The 24,617-nt window shown below is 43.5% G+C and carries 20 protein-coding genes and 1 pseudogene; 9 read left to right on the plus strand and 12 right to left on the minus strand.

The genetic code is table 11. The annotated features are described in order from the left end of the window. Window positions 1–202: 202 nt before the first annotated feature. Window positions 203–1,147: a ribosome biogenesis GTPase YlqF gene (gene ylqF / locus KHN78_RS16945; RefSeq protein WP_211917468.1), complete on the plus strand. Its 945-nt coding sequence runs from the start codon at window positions 203–205 to the stop codon at window positions 1,145–1,147. A gap of 210 nt (window positions 1,148–1,357) precedes the next feature. Here ylqF and KHN78_RS16950 read toward each other — a convergent pair whose 3' ends face one another. Together KHN78_RS16950 and KHN78_RS16955 are read right to left on the minus strand one after the other, a co-directional pair. After that, the gene (locus KHN78_RS16950; protein WP_211917470.1) at window positions 1,358–3,403 is read right to left on the minus strand and encodes a hybrid sensor histidine kinase/response regulator; all 2,046 of its coding nucleotides are present in this window, start codon (window positions 3,401–3,403) and stop codon (window positions 1,358–1,360) included. A 495-nt stretch (window positions 3,404–3,898) separates the two neighbouring features. Continuing rightward, complete coding sequence (locus KHN78_RS16955) at window positions 3,899–4,447, minus strand: GNAT family N-acetyltransferase (protein ID WP_211917472.1); 549 nt, start codon at window positions 4,445–4,447, stop codon at window positions 3,899–3,901. Window positions 4,448–4,717: 270 nt separating this feature from the next. On the opposite strand from KHN78_RS16955, the gene KHN78_RS16960 reads away from it, so the two are divergent. Further along, window positions 4,718–5,842, plus strand: a complete 1,125-nt coding sequence (locus KHN78_RS16960; RefSeq protein WP_211917474.1) for an acyl-CoA desaturase — start codon at window positions 4,718–4,720, stop codon at window positions 5,840–5,842. Window positions 5,843–6,215: 373 nt separating this feature from the next. After that, entirely contained in the window at window positions 6,216–7,583 is a 1,368-nt protein-coding gene (gene dcuC, locus KHN78_RS16965; RefSeq protein ID WP_128812808.1) for an anaerobic C4-dicarboxylate transporter DcuC, read from the plus strand. A gap of 98 nt (window positions 7,584–7,681) precedes the next feature. Here the strand turns inward: dcuC and KHN78_RS16970 are convergent, their stop codons facing one another. Further along, a complete protein-coding gene (locus tag KHN78_RS16970; protein ID WP_211917476.1) occupies window positions 7,682–8,044 on the minus strand; it encodes an NADH:ubiquinone oxidoreductase in 363 nt (120 codons plus the stop codon). A gap of 575 nt (window positions 8,045–8,619) precedes the next feature. Here KHN78_RS16970 and KHN78_RS16975 point away from each other — a divergent pair. Beyond that, window positions 8,620–9,852, plus strand: a complete 1,233-nt coding sequence (locus tag KHN78_RS16975) for an OFA family MFS transporter (protein ID WP_211917478.1) — start codon at window positions 8,620–8,622, stop codon at window positions 9,850–9,852. A gap of 95 nt (window positions 9,853–9,947) precedes the next feature. Next, window positions 9,948–11,569: pseudogene (locus KHN78_RS16980) on the plus strand (VRR-NUC domain-containing protein). 2 nt (window positions 11,570–11,571) lie between these two features. Here the strand turns inward: KHN78_RS16980 and KHN78_RS16985 are convergent. Both KHN78_RS16985 and KHN78_RS16990 read right to left on the minus strand, forming a co-directional pair. Then, complete coding sequence (locus KHN78_RS16985; protein ID WP_211917480.1) at window positions 11,572–12,645, minus strand: HEAT repeat domain-containing protein; 1,074 nt, start codon at window positions 12,643–12,645, stop codon at window positions 11,572–11,574. A gap of 10 nt (window positions 12,646–12,655) precedes the next feature. Continuing rightward, complete coding sequence (locus tag KHN78_RS16990; RefSeq protein WP_211917482.1) at window positions 12,656–13,978, minus strand: anaerobic sulfatase maturase; 1,323 nt, start codon at window positions 13,976–13,978, stop codon at window positions 12,656–12,658. A gap of 176 nt (window positions 13,979–14,154) precedes the next feature. On the opposite strand from KHN78_RS16990, the gene KHN78_RS16995 reads away from it, so the two are divergent. The 4 genes from KHN78_RS16995 to KHN78_RS17010 all read left to right on the plus strand — a co-directional run bounded on the left by KHN78_RS16995 (window position 14,155) and on the right by KHN78_RS17010 (window position 17,255). Beyond that, window positions 14,155–14,943, plus strand: coding sequence for a formylglycine-generating enzyme family protein (locus KHN78_RS16995; protein ID WP_211917484.1), 789 nt, complete (start codon window positions 14,155–14,157; stop codon window positions 14,941–14,943). A gap of 178 nt (window positions 14,944–15,121) precedes the next feature. Then, window positions 15,122–16,102: an HAD family hydrolase gene (locus KHN78_RS17000; protein ID WP_211917486.1), complete on the plus strand. Its 981-nt coding sequence runs from the start codon at window positions 15,122–15,124 to the stop codon at window positions 16,100–16,102. A 158-nt stretch (window positions 16,103–16,260) separates the two neighbouring features. Further along, complete coding sequence (locus tag KHN78_RS17005) at window positions 16,261–16,902, plus strand: AcfA family outer membrane beta-barrel protein (RefSeq protein ID WP_211917488.1); 642 nt, start codon at window positions 16,261–16,263, stop codon at window positions 16,900–16,902. 17 nt (window positions 16,903–16,919) lie between these two features. Beyond that, entirely contained in the window at window positions 16,920–17,255 is a 336-nt protein-coding gene (locus KHN78_RS17010; RefSeq protein WP_128812799.1) for a YgiW/YdeI family stress tolerance OB fold protein, read from the plus strand. A 141-nt stretch (window positions 17,256–17,396) separates the two neighbouring features. On the opposite strand, the gene KHN78_RS17015 is transcribed toward KHN78_RS17010, so the two are convergent. The 7 genes from KHN78_RS17015 to KHN78_RS17045 form a co-directional block, all read right to left on the minus strand. Beyond that, entirely contained in the window at window positions 17,397–18,296 is a 900-nt protein-coding gene (locus KHN78_RS17015) for a LysR family transcriptional regulator (RefSeq protein WP_128812798.1), read from the minus strand. A gap of 138 nt (window positions 18,297–18,434) precedes the next feature. Further along, window positions 18,435–18,860 (minus strand): bifunctional diaminohydroxyphosphoribosylaminopyrimidine deaminase/5-amino-6-(5-phosphoribosylamino)uracil reductase RibD, encoded by a 426-nt coding sequence (locus tag KHN78_RS17020; protein ID WP_211917490.1) that lies wholly within the window; start codon window positions 18,858–18,860, stop codon window positions 18,435–18,437. A 112-nt stretch (window positions 18,861–18,972) separates the two neighbouring features. Continuing rightward, entirely contained in the window at window positions 18,973–20,283 is a 1,311-nt protein-coding gene (locus tag KHN78_RS17025) for a BatD family protein (protein WP_211917493.1), read from the minus strand. Then, entirely contained in the window at window positions 20,280–22,019 is a 1,740-nt protein-coding gene (locus KHN78_RS17030; RefSeq protein ID WP_211917495.1) for a vWA domain-containing protein, read from the minus strand. Before KHN78_RS17030 ends, KHN78_RS17025 begins: the two co-directional genes overlap by 4 nt. Then, complete coding sequence (locus KHN78_RS17035) at window positions 22,012–23,103, minus strand: vWA domain-containing protein (protein WP_211917497.1); 1,092 nt, start codon at window positions 23,101–23,103, stop codon at window positions 22,012–22,014. The genes KHN78_RS17030 and KHN78_RS17035 overlap by 8 nt, the downstream gene beginning before the upstream one ends. After that, window positions 23,096–23,647 carry a DUF4381 domain-containing protein gene (locus KHN78_RS17040; protein ID WP_211917499.1) on the minus strand — a complete coding sequence of 184 codons (552 nt, stop codon included), beginning with the start codon at window positions 23,645–23,647 and terminating at the stop codon, window positions 23,096–23,098. The genes KHN78_RS17035 and KHN78_RS17040 overlap by 8 nt, the downstream gene beginning before the upstream one ends. Further along, on the minus strand, window positions 23,648–24,610 hold the full coding sequence (locus KHN78_RS17045; protein WP_211917501.1) for a DUF58 domain-containing protein: 963 nt from the start codon (window positions 24,608–24,610) through the stop codon (window positions 23,648–23,650). Window positions 24,611–24,617: the final 7 nt, after the last annotated feature.

Below are 24,617 nucleotides of genomic sequence, written 5' to 3' on the forward strand. Positions count from 1 at the left end.
TCAACTGCTATTTCTACCCAGAATCATTTAATTTGAACACCGTCACTTATAGAAAAGTGATAAACTAATGACAATACACAGTTTCACTCTTTGGGCACACCATCTAGAACAACCCAAAGATCACAGGTTGAAGCGAGTCAATGTGCAACAGCACAGGCAAGTATAAGAACTTCAATCAATGAATTAAGGTAAACACGTAAAAATGATTAACAACTCAATCCAGTGGTTCCCTGGTCACATGCATAAAGCACAAAAGGAGATTGCCGAAGCGATCCCGCAAATCGATGTGATCATCGAGGTACTTGATGCACGTATTCCATTCAGTAGCGAAAACCCTATGATTTCGAAACTGCGTGGAGATAAACCAGTCGTAAAAGTACTGAATAAACGAGACCTAGCTGATCCTGAGCTCACCCAAGTATGGATTGAGCACCTCGAAAAAGAGCAGAATGTAAAAGCAATGGCGATCACAACGTCAGAAACGAGTGAAGTTCACAAAATTATGGAGCTTTGCCGTAAACTCGCACCCCACCGTGAAGAAGTTGGTAAAAACATTCGCACCATGATCATGGGTATTCCAAACGTAGGTAAATCCACCATCATCAATACACTTGCGGGGCGTACTATCGCCGTTACGGGTAACCAACCTGCGGTGACACGTCGTCAGCAACGTATCAATCTACAAAATGGCATTGTTTTGTCTGACACGCCAGGGATTTTGTGGCCAAAAGTTGAAAACCCACACAGTGGCTTCCGCTTGGCAGCAACAGGTGCCGTAAAAGATACGGCAATGGAATACGACGAAGTTGCGTTTTATACGATTGAATACTTAGCGGCTCATTACCCAGAGAAGCTAAAAGCACGCTACCAAATGGAAGAACTTCCTGAATCAGACATCGAAATTATGGAAGAGATCGGTCGTCGTCGTGGCGCATTGCGTGCTGGTGGCCGCGTGGACTTGCACAAAGTATCAGAAATTCTTCTACACGAACTGCGTCAAGGTACGCTTGGTCAAATCACACTAGAATTGCCTGATATGGTTTCTCAAGAACTCATTGAAGTAGAGATCGAAACCGCTCGTAAAGAAGAAGAAAAAGCAAAGCGTAAAGAAGAACGTCGTAAGCGTTACCTGCGTAATAAACGATAAATTTTGTTTTCTATCTTCCCTGAAGGCGCAGACTATGCGCCTTTTTTATATGCTTAATCCTCATAAATCTCACCTCAAAAATTTTATAAAAAACCTTGATTATTAGTGGTTTGCTTAAAGTTCCGATTAAACCATTTTACCTTGAACAAAAGAGCTCCGCAAAATGCAGAGCTCTTTAATGATGTACTTATTCAGTACCTGATCTGACGGTTAGATCCAGTTTGCTATCTTGTCGAAAAGCCTATTCTTATCGGCGGGTTTAACGATAAAGTCTGACATGCCAGATGAACCAATTTTGTCTAATGTAATAGATGAACTGTCTCCAGTATGAGCAATAATCGGGATGGTAGAGTAAGCCTTATTGGCACTTCTAATTCGCCTTGAAGTTTCGACTCCATCCATAACGGGCATCTCTATATCCATTAAAATTAGGTCTATTTTATTATTGTCAAGAGCATTTAGTGCCTGTTGACCATCTTCTTTTTGAATGACCTCAAAACCCTGTTTTTCTAGCAAAATTGAAGTAAATTTACGCAGAGATTCATTATCATCAACCACCAAAATTGTTCGTTTATTTAGACCATCCAAAGGCTTTGCTGAGATAAAGGGTACAATATAATGCGCGTCAAATAGAAGGCGTTCCAGCGTTGTTCGTGTGTTTAATAACCATGCCTGTGTTTCCATCCAAATTGGCTGAAATTCCGTGTTTTGAGAGCGTCGTATAGGAGATCTCTCATATAAAAACATTATTCTTGCTTCTGTAAACGACAACAACGATTCAATCTTATCGAGTTGATTTGCTCTAAAGTTGAGACTTTCCATATCAACAAGGACTAAATCAAATTCAAACTCATACTCTTTTTTCTTGAGAACTGAGTTTACGTCAAGAACCTCCAACCCAAAGCCCATTAAACGAGCAGTGTCAGACACTTTGTTTATGAGTATGTCTTGGTCACTGACAAACAACACGGATTTTAACTTCATCAACTCACGTTTAATTTCTTTCACTTCTATCGAAGCGATCGCTGGAAACGTCATGGTAAATTGTGACCATTCTCCAAGCTCGGAAGCACATTTGATGTCACCGCCAAATGAGCGCATCACTTTTTTACAAAAAGGTAACCCTAATCCGTAGTTGCCCGATTTTCCGGTCGTGTAAAAGTCTTGGAATATGCTTTGCAATACATCACGAGCGATTCCCGCGCCGTTATCTGTGACCACAATTTGGTTAGTTTCATCATCACTAAACATCGAAACATGAATATGAAAATCTTCCGAATTACGGTGATAAAACGCATTTTTGAATAAGTTGTAAATCACGTATTTCAATAAAGTATCACTACCAAAAAAGTCGAAATCACAGCGTACATCTAATGAAATAGCTAAGCGATCGTTACTCCGTTTGTAACTGAAGCTCTCTACGGCACTTTCTACCACAGCTTGTGCAGAATGCTTTTGAAAAGTGGAACGAGAAACTCTGTTTTCATCAATCGATGTAAGAAGCAAATCAATGGTTTCATTTCCAGAATGAATAATGGCCATTGCGTCATCACTCACTTCTCGCAATAACCTGACATCCTCTTCACTCAGTGTATATTGTTCTTTTCTCTCTTCTTTTAGACTTGGTAAAATCGAACGAATTACATCAATTGACGTTAATAAACCACTTAGCGGATTTCGCATTTCATGTGCGATTCCGGCACCAAATGACTTCGCGAGTGACACTTTCGCTTCGTGCTCTACCTGATTGCGGAAATAGAACAAATTGCCAAAAAGATAGATGAACAAAAAAATAGGTACGTGCGTCCAATCCATCGTGAGTTCAAGATGGAATCCTTGTGCTATCCAAGCGAAGAACGTTGCAAGTCCAATACCTGCAAACGTCTGAGCGAACATAACCCAAGTAATATGAACGAGCAGAATGTGAAGGAAAATCGCAGACATAAACGACATCACCCATACATTCGACCAGTTGTTCATCAACAACATATAGAAGAAGAAGCACGGCAAGCAGAGCGTGATGGCAACTTGATAATAAGCAGGCAAAAATCTACGCCATTCAAACGGCACACGGCTACGATAAATAATACCAAAAAACAACATCGAGCAGAGCAAGCGAAGTGGTAGATTTTCGTAGGGTTGAGGGAACATGAATGCCCAAACCACATAGTAAATCGGAAAACCTACAAAGCCCATCCACCCCACGAGAGAGAGGTTCGGTTCTGCATACTGATAAACCTTACGAATCGCTTCCATATATTTGATCTACTAAGCCTAGCTTTAACTGAACGGGGGCTTTCTGTACTTATTCTATTTAAATAATGTTTGCTATTTAAATAATTTTGCCATCTAAGTAACCTTAACTTAGATGGGGTTTTCTAATTATATATTACTAAAAGCGTTTAAGAGTGAGAAAAAAATGAAAACAACTTCGTTATCATCAACATAAAACCAACAAATGCCTTTACGATACCGTTCACCATCGCGGCACGTTCATATACTGACATCACACACCTCAACTTTTCGTACTGCGACTGCGGTTTCTTTTTACAACTTATCAGACGATAGCACATATGCAAACAATAGCACATGATAATGTCGTGTTTGAGAGGTAACGGAAAACTGGTAGGAGGTATGAGCAGATTCTTTAGCTTGTAACTGGCCTAAGGAGATCACAAATAAAGAGCAACAAACAAGCTGCTCTTTTTGAAAGGGACTATTTGAGACTTTGTTTATGTGTACTAGTACAGTTTAAGAATAGATAGTGCTTTCTTCAATGCCACTAACCAGTGACTGCGCATTTGACCAACGAAAAACCTTTTCTATCGCTTCTCGACCTTCAGGGGTTTTCCAATGTCGTTCAATGCATTCCTGTCCGCCAATGTGTTTATAGAACTCAATCGCTTGATCGTTCTTTGCCACGACTTCCAGATAAAGTCCCAAATCTTTAAAATACTGTTGTTGCCACTCAGCGACCGCGAGTAATAGCTGTTTACCTATGCCTCGGCCACGATAACTGTCATCGACATGCAGCGCTTCGATAAAGCTCCCTCGCTCAAAATCATGATTGCCAAATACACAAACAAAACCGAGAAGAAGCCCGCCCTCTTCCGCTAACACGATATTTTGATTAAATGGCGGATTGGTCAAACGCGTCTGCCAAATAAGTAGTTTGTCATCGAACGCCTCACTTTCGAGATAAGCGTCGCTCAAAATTTCACGGTAATGACGCTTCCAACTTTCTGCATGTAGGTATGCAATGCGTTCATAATCCTTATATTCCGCTTGTCGTAATTCCATTACGTATTCCTATATTCTTCTATTTATCCTTTTCGTAAGCAACAGCAACATTAATCTCTATATTTCATCAAATTAATAGTAGATATATTACACATCAAACTGCACTTCACCGTTTAATACTACTCACTTATCAATTAAAAGCAAAATATCCGTCTCACATTCCTTATCTGAAAATGCCTAAATTGTAACAGTTTGCCAACTCGAGTTTGACTTACACGTGTGCGCTGATATTCTAGCGAACAGTTGTTAGCTCAAATTTGGATGCATATTGTGAATCAAACGAAACCACCTCTCATCTGGTTGAATATCTTTATCTTTTCATCCAGTTTTATCCTTACTTTTGTTGTCTTACCTTGGTATGCCTATCACTATGGGTTGGGCTTGGAACACCTAATTTGGGGTGTCATCGCTTTTAGCTTTACCAATCTCTGTATCACCGCGGGTTATCATCGTCTTTGGAGCCATAAAACCTACGACGCTCATCCTGCTTTACGTTTTATTTTTGCTATCGGCGGGGCTTTCTCTCTACAAAACAGCGCAATACACTGGTCGTCTGATCACCGCGTTCACCATAAGCATGTTGATGATAATGACAAAGACCCTTATTCAGCCAAACGTGGTTTCTGGTATTCTCATATTGGTTGGATGCTCCGTGATTACAACAAATCAAGCGAGAATGAATACACCAACTGCCGAGACTTAAAGCGTGACAACATTGCCATGTGGCAGCACAAATATTATGTACCTTTGGCAATCGTAACCAATATTGGTTTTCCTCTTGGGCTTGGCCTGATTTACGGGGATATGTTGGGTATGTTCCTTATTGTTGGCGCTGCACGCCTATTCTTAAGCCACCACACAACTTTCTTCATTAACTCACTGGCACATGTTTGGGGTAAGCAAACCTTTACAGACAAAAATACAGCACGTGATAATGGCATTCTGGCTTTTTTTACGTTTGGTGAGGGCTATCATAACTTCCATCACATTTTTGAGAATGACTACCGCAACGGTGTCTATTGGTGGCATTACGATCCAACCAAATGGTTGATCAAAGGTTGTTCATGGTTTGGTTTGACCTCAAAATTACGCACCACCTCAACGTTTCGTATAGAAAAAGCCCGAGCGACACAACTACTGAAAAAAGCCAAAGAAAAGCTGGAAACCAAGCCAAATAGTCAATCTATCCTTGACCAGTTACAGAGTGAGTTTGATGCGCTCGTGCACCATATGCAAGAGTATTACGAAGCTCGAAAAGAGATCCTAGGGGTGACAACGGCGACCGTCGTGAAAAAATACGAAAAGTCCATCTCTACGATTAGGTATCAACAAATCAAAGAAGAGTTTGAGCGACAACAACGTAGTTGGAATCTTTTAGTACGCCGCTATGCGTAACGTATAACTTGCGCTTCAATACAAGTTGGTCAAAACAAAGGCTCCGTAATTCGGAGCTTTTTTGTACAATAACACCTCTTTAGCGTGATCCAGCTCGAACTATTATTTTTCTCACTTTTTAATCATTTTGCGTGATTTTAATCCAATCAATTGTTCGTATTTTCGTTTTTTCAAACTCAATAAAACCAATGCTTAACAGCTAAAAAACGTAATTTACACAATATAATTCAGCACATTTATTTATTAATCTATTATTTGTTTTAGATCATGCTAGTCCTAATTTAGTCTCGTGCCACAGGCAATAATTATGTAAATTCCATGAAACAAACTGACACAGTTTATTTCATTTTTTCATAATTTCGGAGACAACCCTATGTTAGAGCTCTTAATTGGCTTGGTCGTAACCATTGCTGTGGGTTATTTCATCGTCAAAGGCTACAAAGCTGCTGGCGTGTTATTAACCGCAGGTATTGGCTTACTTCTTATGACTGGTATTCTTGGCCATGACGTTCTGCCATCAAAAATAACCTCAACGGGTAATATGGTGACGGACGCACTAGAGTACGTAAAATACATGCTTCAATACCGCGGCGGTGGTCTAGGTATGCAAATCATGCTGCTTTGTGGCTTTGCGTCATATATGACACACATTGGCGCAAACAATGTGGTAGTAAAACAGTTCTCTAAACCGCTTTCTGTTATCAAGTCTCCTTATGTCCTTTTGGTAGCGGCTTACATTGTGGCATGTTTGATGTCTCTTGCAGTGAGTTCAGCAACGGGTCTAGGTGTGTTATTGATGGCAACCCTATTCCCTATGATGACCGCGATGGGTATCTCTCGCCCTGCTGCGGTAGCAGTATGTGCATCACCAGCAGCAATCATTCTTTCACCAACTTCTGGCGACGTGGTTATCGCCGCAGAAAAATCAGGCCTTGCATTAGATGTATTCGCAGTTCAAACCGTACTGCCAGTTTCCATCAGTGCAATCATCGTGATGGCAGCAGCGGCTTTCTTTTGGAACAAATACCTAGATAAGAAAGACAACACGCCAATGGAAAAAATTGATGTCTCTGAAATCAAAGCCGATGCGCCTGCGTTTTACGCGGTTCTTCCTTTTCTACCAATCATCGGTGTATTCCTATTCAACGGTCGCACCATTCCGGGCCTAACTCTAGATATCTACACGATTGTAGTTGGCTCTATCTTCTTAGGCGCGTTAATTAACTATGTCGTACACAAATTCGACGGTAAGAAAGCGCTTGAGGATCTCGATTCTTGTTATGCAGGTATGGCAGATGCTTTTAAAGGCGTAGTAATGCTACTGGTTGCGGCTGGTGTGTTTGCACAAGGCTTAATGTCTATTGGTGCTATCGACAACCTACTTCATCTCGCGGATAACGCGGGGGCGGGTGGTGTAGCTCTTATGCTTATTCTCACTGGCCTAACTGTTGCGGCGGCTATCGCGACGGGTTCTGGTAACGCACCATTCTACGCGTTCGTAGAGCTTGCACCATCATTAGCAGCTAAGATGGGCCTCAACCCTGCATTCCTTATCATCCCAATGCTACAAGCATCTAACCTAGGTCGTACTATCTCACCAGTATCTGGCGTAATCGTCGCGACTTCTGGTATGGCAAATATCAGCCCGTTTGAAGTAGTGAAACGTACGTCAGTACCAGTACTAGCAGGTCTAATTACCGTGATCGTCGGGACGATGATTCTTGTGCCAATGTCTGCTTAGTGCCTATGTCAGCTTAGTACACAGATGAAACTCAAAAAAACGCCAGCGATCATCGCTGGCGTTTCTGTATCCGCTCAAAAAACGATATTTATTAATAACTACGCAGCCGCAGTTTTAAAACGCTCTGGAACTTTGGTAATACTTTGACGGTATGTGAACCACAAGTAGGTTACGGCTAGTGAGAAGAACATGTAAGACAAAGCAAACACAATTGGAGATGTAATCAACTCCGCAGACATACCCCACATCACACCAACCACAGTAATCGTCAATTTAGACAACATGCCACAGATCAGTAAGAACAAAGCAAGCTGTGGGAAACGCGAACTACGGAATGCGAAGAAGTAGCAACTACCTACTGCAAGTGAGGCAATAGAAAGGCCTAGCATGAATGAATGGATGTGATCTGCTGACGCAACACCTGCAGAAACAGAAGCCATAAGTAATAGGAACAATTTCATAAATCACCTCACTAGAACTAAAGAAAAGCATCCTTTCATTAATGAAAACTCATTTTGCGCCCTATTTTGCTTATCTATTTAGCAAATACAAGCACAATTTTTACTCGTTCCCTGTATGTTTTTCATTTCTGATTTGAGTTATTACAAGCGTTTAACATTATCAAATTCATAAACCCTTTATATCCTGCACTTACAAAAAGCGAACTCTATTTCCGTTAATTTCGTTACAAAAAATTAACACTCAAACATTTTGAAACTTTTTATTCAAACTGTGAACCAGACATTCACGTCAATCTATCCACCTTGTTTCGTTTAGATTCTCATTACCAAACCAACGCTTCTTTACGTCAGATCAACATTTTGCGCACACCAAGCACAAGTCGATTACAATTATTTTTAATATTTCAAATTAATTTTGGATTTAGGGGTAAAAAGAGATTCCAATCACACATTTATTGGTTATAATCCGCGCTCATTACGTTATGTGTTGAAAAACGCAAACTTATTTTGAGCAAACCCTATCTTTAAACCGAACCCTCTTTGCTAATCGCCAAGAGGTATTACTGAGAACAAAAATGAGCAAGATTGATAAAGCTATGCGCATCCTGCTAGCAGGATTCTGTATCAACCTTTGTCTTGGCATCCTGTATGCTTGGAGTGTATTCAACAAAGCACTAGTGACTGAATCAGGCTGGAGCGCGGCGGAAGCATCTGCACCTTACGCGACTGCAACGATTACTTTCTCTATCTGTCTTCTTGTTGCGGGTATTCTTCAAGACCGTATGGGTCCACGTTTGATCCTTATCCTAGGTACTGTTCTAACAGGTCTAGGCATGATCGCGTCTGGTTTTGTTAACTCACCACTAATGCTGAACATTACTTTCGGTGTGATCACTGGTGCAGGTATCGGTTTTGGTTACGCGTGTCTTTCTCCTTCAGCAATGAAGTGGTTCCACGCATCTAAGAAAGGTATGGTTAACGGCATCATTGCAGCAGGTTTTGGTCTAGCGGCTATCTACCTAGCACCGGTAACTTCTGCTCTTATCAACAGCATGGGCATCCAAACTAGCTTCATGATCCTTGGTGTTGGTATCCTTGCTATCGCTGTTCCTCTAGCAGCAACAATCAACAACCCACCAGCGGATTACACGCCAGCTGAACCTAAAGTAAAAGAAGGTCAAGCGCCTAAGGTTGTGAAGAAGTCTGACGACCTAACTTGGAAAGCAATGCTTAAAACGCCACAGTTCTACTCTCTATGGATCATGTACGCGTTCGCAGCTTCTGTTGGTCTTATGATCATCGGTAACATCACAACTATCGCAAGCGTTCAAGCGAACCTACCAAACGCGGTTTACCTAGCGTCTATCCTTGCGGTATTTAACTCGGGCGGTCGTGTAGCGGCAGGTATGCTTGCAGACAAGATCGGTGGCGTACGTACTCTTCTTCTAGCGTTCGTTCTACAGGGCATCAACATGGTTCTGTTCGCAACGTTCAAAACTGAGTTCACGCTAATCATCGGTACAGCAATCGCAGCAGTAGGTTACGGTACTCTTCTAGCAGTATTCCCTACTCTAACGGCTGAATTCTACGGTCTGAAGAACTACGGTACTAACTACGGCGTGCTTTACACAGCATGGGGTATCGGTGGTGCAATCGGTGCAGCTGTTGTTGGTTTCTCAATGACTAACGGTGACGGCTACACACTAGCTTACACTATCTCTGCAGCAATGATGGCAGTGTGTATCGTGCTAGCGTTCATCACTAAGCCGCTAACTGAAGCGAAAGTAGCGCAACTAAAAAACGCTTAATCGCCAGTCCAGTTCTATTTCTCTAATAGATTTGCAGAAATTGATTCGAAAAAGGCTTAACCTATGGGTTAAGCCTTTTTTATTGTTAGTTGGTTATGGAAAACACCGTCGAACTCGCGCCTGATTACTACCTCGATAACTTCGTTAAGCTCACACAGCACGCTACCCTGTTGTACAGCGATTTACTTAGTGCAGATGAGCACCAATGGCTATCCGCGTTTGAAAACCTAAACAAGCCTGCACAGTGCCTTCTTGTTCGCCTATACAGCCGCAAAGGGTGTTGGTTTCGTAGCGACAAACTCAACTATCAAGAAATCCAAAATATCCAATCTGCTTTAGATGAATTGGCGGTCCATGATTTTGTATCACTCTCCTCTGACCTAACAGTACAAGAATTAGCAGCGAATCTACTGACCAAGCCTGAAATCATCGCGCTCTATCCTGAGCATCCTAAATCCCTTAAGAAAGAAGCATTAGTCGCATGCCTAAGTGAAGAGAGTTTCGATCAGTTTTCGGCTCTGGATTTCACGGTGATTAAGCTTAACTCGGCACACATGATAGATATCTTGCTGACGCTGTTTTTTGCCAATACCCATCAAGATCTCAGCCAGTTCGTGCTCGACGATTTAGGCTTACACCAATTCGAACAATACCAGTTAAGTAAAGCGCGTCGATTCTTTGAGAGCAGAGAACAAATCGATCGCCTTATTGAACTCAGCCAACTCTCCAACCTCTATTGGCAGTGCGACAGAAAGCAAAAGGCCAATCTCGATATTCTAATCAAAGCGATGCCCGATCGCGTCGAGCATGATTACGTCGACCGTAAACGTGAGCACATGATTAACGACATTGCTCGTGATTACGAACGCATAAACGAGCTTGAGACTGCGATTTCATTGTTTAAAACAACGACACTCACCCCAAGCCGGGAGCGTCGTGCTCGCATCTACGACAAGCTAGAACAAAACGATTCATTTTGTGACATTGTCACAGATATGCTCGCTCACCCTATTGATGTCTCCGAGCTTGAAGTCGCACAAAAGCTCGAACAACGCATTAAGCGTAAACAAGGTTTGAAAGTCCCGAGATCCACCAAGCCTAAATGCAGTGAGTACCACATCGAATTGGATCTCTCACAGCAACGTGTAGAATTCGCAACCAAAGCACATTTCGAAAGTTTAGGTTGGACCGTTTTCTATTCCGAAAATACCCTGCTCAATAGCTTATTAGGTTTAGCCTTGTGGGATGCGATATTTGCACCAATAGAAGGCGCATTCATTAACGCTTATCAACATAGACCGTTGGATTTGTATCACGCCGATTTTGCCGATAAAAGAAAGCAGCTTATCGACAATGCGTTTGAGCAGATTCGACAAGGAAATACGCAAGCACTGCTTGATACATACAGAGATAAAGTAGGGATCAGTAATCCCTTCGTCAGTTGGGCGTATATAAACGAAGAGTTGTTGTCGCTAGCACTCGAACATATCCCTAATGACCTGTTGGTTGAACTGTTTAATGTGCAGTTAAGTGATCTGAAACTCTATCGCAACGGCATGCCGGATTTGATTGCATTTAAAGATGGGAAGTTTGAATGGATTGAAGTGAAAGGCCCGGGCGATAAACTCCAAGATAACAATGGCGTTGGATCAAAGAGTTTAATCGCCTCAATATTCCATTTTCGGTGTGTTACGTTAAAGCAAAAGATTCAGAATAAGGTTAGCGATTTACTTTGGCGTTCTTCTGCCCTTTCTTCTCTTTCAATTGCTCAATCACGTAGCTTGGTGCGACTTTCTCTAGTTCGCCCAAGCACTCATCTGTTTTCGGATTGTTGTAACGAACATAGATGTCGCAAACCGCATAAAGCTGCTCCGGAGCACCAGAGATTAGATACGCTTGCTCAAAAGACTTCACCGATTTGTCTAGGTTGTGGTCCTCTTGCAGTACACCATTGAGATACCAGTAGTAGCTGTTATTTTTTGCCATGTTGGCCGCTTTTTCGATTTCTGTCGCTGCATTTTTCTTGTCATCCAAACGCACCAGTGTCAGTGCTTTCGAGTAATGCAAAGACGCGTTATCAGGATGAAGTTTTATCGCAGAATCCAATGTATTCACTGCATCTGCATCGCGTTGCTGCGCGCGGTAGTTGTCTGCCAAGCTTAACCAGATTTGTGGATTTTCAGGTTGATTTGTCACCAAAGCTTGATATTTTTTTTCCGCTTTGTCCCATTCATGATGCCAACGATACACATCTGCCAATAGCAGTTTCGAGCCGTCATCTTTCTTGCTATCTAGATAGCTGATCAGTTCAGCAACCGGGACTTCAAGCGTTTGCTGTTGCTCGCTGCTGATATTAGAAAAATCACGCACTAAGTTGGTCGCAGCGGTAAAACGAACCATGGCTTCTGGGTCACTCAATAATGGTTCAATCATGCGCCAGCGATGCTCAATCGTGTAAGGTGCTGCACCAATAATGGCCGCTTCACGAATCGCGGGCTCTTGATCTTGTAGACTGCGCGCAACCGCCACCAATGCGTTTTGACTTGGATAATTCGCCAGTTCACGCAGCGCTTCAATGCGCTTTTCTACTGGCTGTTTCACATCTTGGGCTTGATAAGACCATTTTGCCACCAGTTGCTGTGGCGTCATTTGTGCAGTGTTAACTTCTTGACCACTAGTTACGCTCGCTAAAGAGACTTGGTCTGGTGCAAGTAAAGTTTCATCCTGCGCAACAACAGATTGGCTTGCGGTTACGCTTAATGCGATGGCTAACAGTGTTTTTGAGAATATCATAGCAATCCCCTTAAAATTTGGTTTCAAATACAGAACGCTTCGTCGCTTGTTGGCGCAACACTGCATCACTGTATTTGCCATGTGCGACAGGGTTGCCCGTTGCACGAAGAATGTATGCCATTGCCTTATCAGCATGAGAGAAGAACTTTTTCCAACCTGCGCAAAGGTAGTTCAACCCGGGTTCGCCGTCTTTGGTGCGAATGAATCGGTTTTTTGGGCACTCGCCGTAACAAGCAAATTGGTAATCACACTGTTGGCACTGCTTGGTTAACGATCGGGTCTTGGCAAAGCCAAACTTTTGCTGCTCAGGACCATAGGCCAACGTGTCTAATTTTTCGTGGTGAATATTGCCAATTTTGTATTCTGGGTAAACGTAGTGGTCACATGTGAAGACATCACCGTTTGGTTCCATTGCCAAGCCTTTGCCACAAATCTCGCCTAGCGTGCAAAGTGGGTTTTTACGCCCCATCCAAGTTTCAACACTCGCTTCGAAGTACTGAACAAACACCTTGCCAATGTCGTGCTGAATCCACTCATCAAAAATCGCAATAAGGAAGTTACCCCACGCCTCGTCTGCCACACACCATGGCTCAACTACTGAGTCCTTGTGACCAGGAATAAGGCGCTTGTCACCTTGTTTTAGCTGTTCTTGCGGCTCCCACGTTTGTGGAGCGGTAGTGCGGAAAGTTTTCTGTTCCACAATTGGAATGAACTGCATTTGCGGAGAACGTACTTCATCGCGTAGGAATCGGTAGACCTCAAGCGGATTGCGGCTGGTTAAGTTGTTTACACAAGTCAGCGTTGCGAACTTCACTTCGTGTTTGTGCAGCAGTTCAACAGCTTTCATCACCTGATTAAACGTACCACGACCTGCACGGTTGGTTCGGTAAGCATTGTGTATCATTTCTGGCCCGTCGATACTCAAACCGACCAAGAAGTTATGTGCTTTTAGAAACGCACACCAATCGTCGTTGAGTAACGTGCCATTGGTTTGTAAATCGTTAGAAATGACTACGCCTTCGGGCTTGTACTTAGATTGGAACTCGACGATCTGTTTAAAGTAATCCAAGCCCAACATCGTTGGTTCCCCCCCCTGCCAAGAGAAGATGATTTCCGGCGTGTTCTGCCCTTCAATGTATTGACGAATGTAGGTCTCTAACGTCTCTTCATCCATCACTGGCGTACAGCCTTTCTTGTACTCAAGTAAGTCCTGTTTGCTGAGGTAATAGCAGTAAGTGCAATCAATGTTACAAGCCGCCCCAATAGGCTTTGCCATGACATGTAAACGCTTAGAGGCTTTACCGTTGAACTGAGGACCTTGAGTAATGTGCATACGTCACCTTTTTCGTTATGAAATGCAGCTGAGAACGCTCATAAGCGTGCCATTCTCACCTTGATGACCTAATCATAAATCCCATTAATACTAGAGGCTTGTTATACCGTTTATAACCTTTTTTCATAGCGTTTATTGCTACTATTTATCGTGAATTTTTTGGCGAGAAACCATCGATGAAATCATTTAAAAGCAAATCGTTATCCGTACTTTCCATTCTATCATTCAGCGTATTAATGAGTGGTTGTGCGACTCAAGCTCCTCATCCAATCGCGCTGAATATTGACCAAGATATGGTGTTAGTTGAAGGCGGTTCATTTGTCATGGGATCAGACAGCCCCTCCGCCAAGAAAGCAGAAACTCCAGCACGAAAAGTGACTGTCGATGGCTTTTACATTTCTAAATTCGAAGTCACTCAAGCGTTGTTTGAATCGGTTATGGGATCATCAATGAGCTACTTCCAAGGCGCAGAGATTCCGGTTAATAACTTGAGTTGGCAACAGGCGAATTACTTCATCGAGAAGCTAAACGAGCTGACAGGTGAACAATATCGCCTGCCAACTGAAGCTGAATGGGAGTTTGCAGCCAAAGGCGGTAACAAGAGCCAAGGCTTTACTTACGCAGGCTCAAACGATATTGCAGACGTTGCTTGGTTCGCCGATAACTCAAAAAATCGCGCACATCCAGTGGGCCAAAAGCAACCTAACGAGCTTGGCCTTTATGACATGACAGGCAACGTTGGCGAGTTTGTGATTGATTCTTTCGATGATACTTTCTATCGCTATGGGCCAACTGATAACCCAAACAACGCAAAAAATGAACAATCTGGCTTAGCACATAAGGCCGTTCGCGGTGGCAGTTTTGCCTATGATTCTGATGAATCAGAGAATTTCCGTCGAGACTTTGCAAGCCAGTCTATAATTATGTCGGACATGGGTCTTCGCCTTGCAAAAGATGCGGATTAAACGACATTTACGCCAGAGAAGCGACATTAATGTGATTGCCCCTTTGCGTATTCTTAGCAAATAACACGTCTCAGGCTCGGAGAATGGTTAGGGAAAGAGGCCTAAACTTCGTTGTTCTCATTAATATTTAACCTCACATGCATTCAAGTAATGCATCCATGCTAAGGTAAATAACAACATGAAAAAACACATCTGTGCCATTGCAGTCTTATCAGGCCTATCGTTTTCAGCGATGGCTTTAGATTGCGACCCAAATTTGCTGCCATCTTGGAAAGACGGCACGAGTAAAACCGCAATAGTGAATTATGTCGATCAGTCAACGGACATCTCAAAAAATACGTTTATACCTGAACCCGACCGTATCGCCGTGTTTGATAATGACGGCACCTTGTGGTCTGAAAAGCCTTATTACTACCAGCTTGCCTACGCGCTAGATGAAGTCAAAGTCTTAGCAAAAGATCATCCAGAATGGAAAACCACCGAACCGTTTAAGTCTGTTCTAAACGATGATCTAGAGAATGTATTTAAAGGCGGTGACGAAGCGCTGCTAAAAATTGTAACAGCAACGCATAGCGGCATGACCGTTGAAGAATACCAAAACATGGTTGCAGAATGGCTAAAAGCCGCAAAAGACCCACGCTTTGGAGAAGCTTATACAGAGCTGACCTACAAACCAATGCGTGAAGTGCTTAGCTATCTACAAGCTCACGGGTTCAAAACTTACATTGTCTCTGGTGGTGGAGTGGACTTTATGCGTGTATGGGCTCCTGATATCTACAACATTCCTGAAGAGCAAATTATAGGTAGCGCACTAAAGTATAAATACGACTATAACGACGGCAAGCCAACAGTCACCAAACTTGGTGAAATCCTAACCATTGATGATAAAGCAGGTAAAGTTGAGAACATTCAACACATCATTGGCAAGAAGCCAGTGTTAGCAGTGGGTAACTCCGATGGGGACCACGCAATGATGCAATGGGCCACAAGCCAACCAAACTCGATGGCGATGATTGTTCATCATACTGACGCAGAGCGTGAATGGAAATATGACCGAGAATCCAGCGTTGGCCGCTTAAACAAAGCGATGGATGAAGCCAAACAACGCGATAATTGGCACCTGATTGACATGAAAAACGAGTGGTGCACCATTTACTAGTCGGTCTTCATTCGATCTTTATCTTCATGAATTTACGCTTCATCTAATAAACTCCCTTCTTTTGGGGGAGTTTTTCCTATACTCACCAATTTCTTCACGATCACTTCACACCTCTTCACACACAATGCCCACATCAAAACGAAGAGGTAAAAACAAAAATGAAAAAAACACTCCTAACGATTATTACTGCTACTTCATTTTCTGCTGCGGCTGCGCCATATGTTGGCTTGGAATACGGATTCGGCACCACTGACCACGATTTTGAAACAACCTTTAAATCGGATGGTGTAAATCTTAATCCAGAATTGGAAGACGGTATTTTTGGCGGTTTCATTGGCTATCAACTGAATGATGTTTGGGGCATTGAATTGGGATACAAGCAATTTGATCTAGATGACAGTCATTCACGATTTGAAAGCTTTGATCCTGCAACCGGAATCAAAAAAGAAATGGAGTGGGATTCATCAATCAAGGCAAAACAAATTACTCTAGCACCAGTGTTTAACTACGCACTAAACCAAAAATGGTCTGCAAAAGTAAAAGCAGGTTTGACTTACACACAATACGAAGCTCACGCAGGTAAATACTTAGAAACAGAAAATGAGCTAACCGACCACGAAAGCTCAGTTGCACAAGGCCCTGCAATCAAACATGACTCTAACGAACTAGGCGCGATGGTTTCTGTGGGTGCAGAGTACCGAATTTTCCCACAACTCACTATTGGTGCAAATGCAAAATACCAATTGGATAGTTACGCAAATACTGCTTCTATCAATCTAGGTTCTACGTACTACTTCTAAATTAGGAAGCCATTGAAATGAAAAAACTGATCGTTATGTCAATGCTAGCACTTGTTTCAGGTTCAGCGTTGGCAGCCTTTACTGGCCCTGACACTGCTGCAATTAGCACAGTTAAAGATGCACAAAATGCCGCAGATGACAGTTACGTATTGCTAACGGGTAACATTGTGCAAGCCTTAGGTGATGAAACATACCTATTCAAAGACGAAACAGGCCAAATTGAAGTCGAGATCGATAATGAAGACTGGCGTGGCCAAGATGTTTCCCCACAAGACAAAGTCGCAATACGTGGTGAAGTCGATTCTGAGTGGACGACAACCCAGATTGATGTGGACACCATTCAAAAACTGTAATGTACGATTTAAGAATGCATTAAGCATCTCTGATACAAATAGAGCGCCCAAAACTTGAGCGCTCTGTCTGTGTACTCTATCTAAAACTCACAGAGAGCTAACTCACAGCTTCCGTAGTGGGCCAGTTTCTACTCTGCATTACTAGAGCGCTTTCCCAGCTTGCTTGAGTTGAGTTCTCAACCATTGGTGTGCACTTTCATTATGGCGGCTGGAGTGCCAAATAGCGCAAAGGTCATGAACTTTGTCATTAAAAGGCAGTGGAACCGCTTTGATGTTATACGTGTTAGAAAAATGCTGAATGGTCGATAACGGCAACATACCAATGTATTCACTACCATCAATAACCGGCAGCATTTCCATTGCACCAGAGGCACGATACACAATTTTCCGCTGCGCTAAATCTGCAATATCTTCTTCATTCATCAAGCTTTTACGTGCATGCCAGCGTGACACCACGACATGCTCTTCTTCCAAGAACTGCTCTACCGAACAAGAATCATGAATACGCGGATGATTCATACTGCACACCACCATCAAACGCTCAGAAAACACAGGTTCTAATTTTAAGACTGTTCGACCACGCGGTGGCATATCGATAATCAAATCATATCGTTGTAAGCGCAGGTCACTTTCATAATCTTCCGTAAACAATGGGTGCACTTCCAGACCTACATTCGGCGCATTTTTGCGGATTTGACGCATCAGTTGAGGCATCAACTCGTAGCTAGCAACCGAGACGCAAGCAATCGAAAAAATACGGTTAGAAACTTTAGGATCGAAACTGCTTGAGGCAGAGAGCGTCGACGTAAAGTTTTTCAGCGCGGCTCCCATGGCTGGATAAATGTCCATCGCGAAACTGGTTGGTTCAACCCCTGAAGTGCTGCGATGAAATAGTGGCTCATCGTAGATATCACGTAGACGTGCCAAAGCTTTGCTGACAGCTGGTTGGCTTATATCTAATCGAGCAGCGGCTTTTGATAAATTTTGCTCTTCATAGATTGCCACAAAAATAGGAATAAGATTTAAATCGGTGCTCTTCATCTTGTACACATCAAACAGGACATTAGTTTCATTTTAGCTAACAGTTTGATCTTTAACGACTCGGAACACCAGATTTGAGCGCCGATGCATGTTTTAAGTATTTTTGACCTCGCGCTGACGGCGTATTGGACTGATATCTCAGGATTTACCTAAATAAGGTGTCAAAAAGGTGCTGACTTCTTGACCACACAAGCCCACCTCCACTTCAACGCCACCCGCTTTAAGGATATCGATACCGGTACCCGCATTACGTGGGTCTGGATCAAGCATAGCAACCACGACTTTTTTGATGCCGCTCGTCACTAGAGTTTTGGCACAAGCCGGCGTGCGTCCCACAAAAGAACATGGTTCTAACGTAACGTAAGCCGTCACATCAGATACGTCACCTTGATAAGCATTGAGTGCTTCTACTTCTGCATGATTGCCACCAATCGCTTGGGTAAATCCCTCTGATACAATTTGGCCATCTTTCACTAAAACACAACCCACTGGCGGATTTGGTTGGCAATCAGGAAGCGCACTGCGCGACACTTCTAAGGCGCGCTGCATAAATTGTTGGCTCATTAAAAATCCACTACATCAATAAACTGAGCGTCCATATTAACGCTGACGCCTTTGCATTAGCAAATGAACCCACATAAATATGGTGGACCTGAACATATTGACGTTATTTGCTCTACTCTTTCGTTTGGTCAACGTCATCCAGTTTAGGTAACGCTTTAGGGAGCCTAAACTGAAAACGTTTCGACTTCATATTTTTAATGGTTCTCCAAACCGAGTGCATTAATCCTCGATTTTCTTCACCACTCTGTAACTGTCTCGAGCGTTGCTGCCAATCTTTTGAATCATTGGCTTTATTCATTTCTAATAGCCCCGTATTCGCTCTGAGTTGTTGATACAAAATGGCTCTGACTGCTCCCCATTGCTGCGCTTTTATCATTCGATGGAACATCAACCACGGTGGTGTTGGTCGAGTTTGATAATATCGATGAGCGATCAATACAGCGCCGACTATGACAAACAAAGTAACAAACAAACCCACAAGCCATCCAGAATACATTCGGATAAATGAATTCAACGTGTGCTTAGCTTTGAACGTTTTGCCTTCCACAATCACCGTTTCAAGTTGCTGATTCTTGCTATTCCACCACTGAAACTGATACTCAGGTAACGCAAACTCACCACCTTGTTGGATAACATACACACTTTCCTCAATACGACGTGATTGATAGTCGCCACGCGTTTGTGTGTCATCCAAACGATTAGGCTTCGGGTACGCTTGATAACTGGCTGTCGATTCATTTGACAGAAGATCTGGCAATAATACCGAAAGACTGTCTTGTGCATCAATCGTGATAGTACGTGTGATGGCATCTCCTACTTTTAAATCATCATTTGACGTTTGCCATTTCTGGTCCACTTCCACGTTAGTTGCAGCAAACCACTGAGATTCCTGATTAAGTAAACCCGACGGCATTGACGCTTCAAACTTGATCGGTTGTGTATAAAGCACTCCTGACATCTTTGGCCCATCGGATGCCGACACTTCAACACTAACAGCAATTGGAGGAACGACATACTCACCAGAAGCTTGAGGATACAACGTAATTTCCCAGCGTTGACGTGACCAGGTTTGACCGTCCTTTCGCTCGGTATAATTGGTCGCTAATTGATTGCGCTGTTTCGCAATCACGTTAGGAATTTCTACGCTACCAATACGTGTGCCGCGTGTAAACCAGCGTGGAGTGGCCACATCAATGTACAAGATCACCTGCTCATTCACGCTGAACTTAGCCGCTTCTTTATTATCAGATGTTACGCCTGCTTTCCCAACCCAAGCCAACAATTCAACATCGTTTTCTTGCTTCAAAAACGCTTGGGGATCTTGAGCATTAGCCACACCCCAAAATACCAGCGCACAAACCATTAGAATTGGACTAATAGACTTAGCCAAAGCGTGCTTGCCAAGTTTTATTGCATGCATCATTGTGCTTGGCCCTCTTGTTTTTGATCCAATTCGGTTTGAACAGGCTCTCGCAGCTGTATTTGAAACTTCGCACGTAAGAAATACTTAGGATCGGCTTCGACACGTTTTAGCCATTTATCCGCCAATTCCTGACTACCTAATATTTCATTTGCGTTTAACGTCTCTTTAAGCATTAGCTCTGCAACGGTTTTTTCATCTGCACCATCTGCGGTACGGGGCTTATCCTGATCCAATTCAAACGACTCTTCTGGACCATCCGTCGATCCTGCTTGGCTCTCACTAGTGCGATTAATCTCTTCAACGATTCCGTCAATCACTTTAAGGTTATGTTCTACATCTGGTCGCAACTTATCACTCAATGTGTCTTTGTCCGCTAGAGATTGCAATAAGTCACGAGCAGCCAGATATTCGCGTTGGCGAGCAAGTGCACTCGCTGCATTATACAAACCAAAATCTTTTGCCTCTGGCGAAGCGTCGTTTTGCAACGCCAAAAATGCGCTATGCGCTGATTTGTACTCACCCGCATAATAGTAAGCCACCCCTTTTCTTAGCGGATCGGTATAGTGCTTGGCTGCCTCTAAGTATTCATTTTTATTAAATAGACGTTGCCCCTGCTGGTTGGGTGTTAACCAAAGATCCCACCACCATTGTGCGGCTTTATCCCATGCTCTGACTTCTTGAATTACTTCCGGCTTTTCTGCTTTAAGAGAAATGTTCTCAGCCATCGCTTTTGGCGTCATAAACATCGATGTAGATACCATTACGACCACACACCATTGCACTAACCAACCTTTACGGAACCAAAGCAGCATGATAATGGCAATAGGCAACAACAGCAGATATCCCATGTCTTTCCAAGGCATGGACGATTCTCCGTTTAATTGCATATTGCGTTCAACTAAACGATTCAGTGTTTCAATATCACGATTATCGACGGTCACCTCAACAAGACGCCCGCCAGTCACACTGGCTAGGTTGTTCAACGAATCCAAATCCACAGGGTTATTAGAAACCATGTCCGAGTTACCCGCGGCAAGTATCAAAAGCTGATACGGCTTATTTTCAAAGTAACCTTTATACGCCGTGATGGTTGCAGGGTTAACGCCATCTGTGACTAAAAGTACGGTTGAACCTGGCAGACCTTGCAATTGCTGATCAATCAGTGGTAATGCTTTTTCAGCCAACTTACCTTCGACGGGCATAATTTCCGGCGTTATTGCCGCAAGGAAAGGTTCGAATACTTTACTATCTTGCGTGATTGGCATCGCAACGTGCGCTGACCCTGCATAAACCACTAACCCTGTGCTGCCGCCTTTTCTTGCGTCTAACAAATCACGAATTTTCTGCTTAGATCGTTCAAGTCGGCTAGGTGGTAAATCTTTTTGCAGCATCGAGTCATTATTATCCAGGATAACTAACATTGATGCTTTGTCTTCACCAAATGGTGATGCTTGACGTTGCCAGGTTGGCCCCGCACAGATAATGATGGCAATCGACACAATCACCATCAGCAGTTTCAGTGGCAATTGCTTACGCCAGCCGTACTCACCGATCGTCAGTGCTTGGCGTAAATGCTCTGGAAGAATGTCTTTCCAACTTGGTTTGCTTTCTTCTCGCCATCTTAACCACAATAAAAGGAGCATAGGAATAAAAGCGATGAGCCACAGCGGGCGAATAAAGTGGAACTGAGTAAAAAACTGCTCTGCTCCAACCCCAAATAAAGGAGAATCAAACATGGCGCCCTCCTTTTTCACTTTCCGTTTGAGCAGAATTACCACTGTTTACCGAAAGGCGACGACGCTTAAATGTCGCCAAGGTGAACGCAGTTAAATACATCGCAACCACCAAAGCCATGAGGTAATGATGCAAACTCTGTTTTGGTCGATATGTTGTGCTTTCATATAACTGCGGCTCTAACTGACCAATTTCGTCATAGGCTTTAGCCAATTCATCACGATTGAGGGCTTGAAACGCTTCACCTCCGGATTCTTTTGCTATTCGTTTGATGGTCTCCATATCTAACGCGGTTTCACCCACGGTTTGTGGATCACCCATGGCAATCACGTGGATACGTACGTCTTTGGCTTTCGCTACTTTTGCTGCATCAATCGGCTCGACGAAACTACCAGTATCATTTCCATCAGTCAGAACAATCGCGACTTTCTCTTTGCTCTTTTCAACATCAGAACGAGACTCTTCGCTTTGCTCAAACACCTTAATAGCCAAACCAATGGCATCGCCTAAATGAGTGCTCTGCCCTGCCATTGCCACATCCGTTTGGTTAAGGAGCTCTAACCACACTTTTTGATCGGGTGTGAACGGAGTTTGCACAAATGCTGCGTCGCCGAACAAAATCAGACCTAGACGGTCGCCTTTACGCGTTTTGGCAAAGTCGCTCAACACCTCTTTGGCTGCATCAAGACGAGTGATTTTTTCTCCGGTTTTTGATGTAAAATCTTGCTCTGCCATTGAACCTGACAAATCGACCACAACCATGACATCACGCCCCAAACTTTCACGCACCTGTGGGTCGCCAAGTACCGTCGGCTTTGCCATTGCGGTCACAACTAAGAGCCAAGAAATGATCAGCGTCGCGCGTTGCCACCAGCTCGGGGTGAGTTGGCTTGCCCCTTCTGAGGGTGTTTCACCAATGGCATCCACAAGCTGGCGAAAAAACGGTACTTTAATCGCCATTTGTTTGGTGCGGTAAGCTGGGACGAGGAAATACACCACCAAAGGCAGCGGCAAGATGATGAACCAAAACGGATGCTCAAATTCAAAACTACTCATGCCAAGCCATGAAGCAAGAAGATCACCCATGGCGACCTCCTTTTAACGCCCGCGCTTTGTAGGCAAGCGTGCGCTTTTCAATGTTGTGAGCGTTCTCATCGTGCTCTTTCACCCACTCAGTTGCGCGTTCAAGAAGTTGTAAACGCTCTGTTTTTCCCAGTTCAATACTTGGGTCAACGATACTTTTCAGCCATCGTTTGGAGAGTTCGTCATCAAACATTTTATGCTTGGGGTTAAGCTCATCTAACTTGCGCAGGAACGCGGTATCAAACAAGCGAGCATGACGACTATCGAGATGAATCAATACAATTTTCAAAATCGAGAACAGCGCTTTGGGCATACTCGCGTCATCTGGATTCACGCGAGAAATGGCTTCAATAGCTTCTTTACGATAACGGTTATCCCACCAATAGTGCGCAAGTCGGTAGCCCAGATACATAAGTACAATCGCACCAACGACGGCAAGGATCTTCCAACCTATGGTTTGTGGCACCCAACTGACAGTTTCCGGCACGGTAACGTCATGAAGTTCACGTAAAATATAAGTACTTGGAGGCGTATGCAGTTCCGTCATTTATCGACCTCCAATTCGCTTCTGAAATTGAGTAATGTGCTCACCTGTTGTATCGAGTTCAATATGCGGGAGATTTTTGATTGCCATTAGCTGTGCAAGTGACTGACGTTGTAATTGCGCTTTCTCATTAAGGCTTGCGCTCGCCGCGTCAACTTTTGCTTTGCTATCTAAATTGAGTTGGTAACGACCATCACCAATCACCCATTTCACTTTCTCCAAATCTTGAGGTAGCGACTGCTCTAAAGGATCGCTTACCATCACCGCAAGGACATCGTTGTGCTGTTGAAGCTGCTTAAGGTGATCAAGGTGGTGCTCTTCGCAATCGCGCCAATCACTGATGAAAATCAGCGTAGATTGTTTTAGCTTCATCCGTTTGATGAGATCAATCCATTTGCTGAACGTCACTTTATCTGAATCTAACGAGTCCACATTTAAGCGCTGGTTGGCTTGAGAGAGTCGCTTCAGTTGAGCGAGCAAATCGTTTTGTGAGCGCTGGGCTTTGCTGTGGTATAGAGCAGAATCAGAGGCGATAACAAATCCGACTCGGTCACCGTCTTTCAATACTCGCCAACCACATATAGCAGCGACTTCAGCAGCGACCACAGATTTCATGACCTCGGTCGAGGCGAAAAACATCGCACTTCGCTGATCAACACAAACAATCACATTACGATCTTTTTCTTCGGTGTAACTACGCACATGAGGCTTGCCTGTGCGCATGGTGACTTTCCAATCTAGATTTCGGATGTCGTCCCCTAGTTGGTAATGGCGCAGTTCTTCAAAGTTCAAACCACGTCCGCGGAACAATGAGTTATGACGACCAGAAAGTACACTGCCCGCTTTTAAGTGAGGCAGTAGGCTGAAGGATTCGGCTTGCGCTTGTAAACGCACCAAGCGTGAGTAATCGCAATACAAGCGAGGATCGAGCCCTTGGGATTGAGGAGCAAGCGTTGGCTTTGCCATAGTCCCT

This window comes from Vibrio sp. B1REV9 (assembly GCF_905175395.2).
Lineage (GTDB): Bacteria > Pseudomonadota > Gammaproteobacteria > Enterobacterales > Vibrionaceae > Vibrio > Vibrio alfacsensis.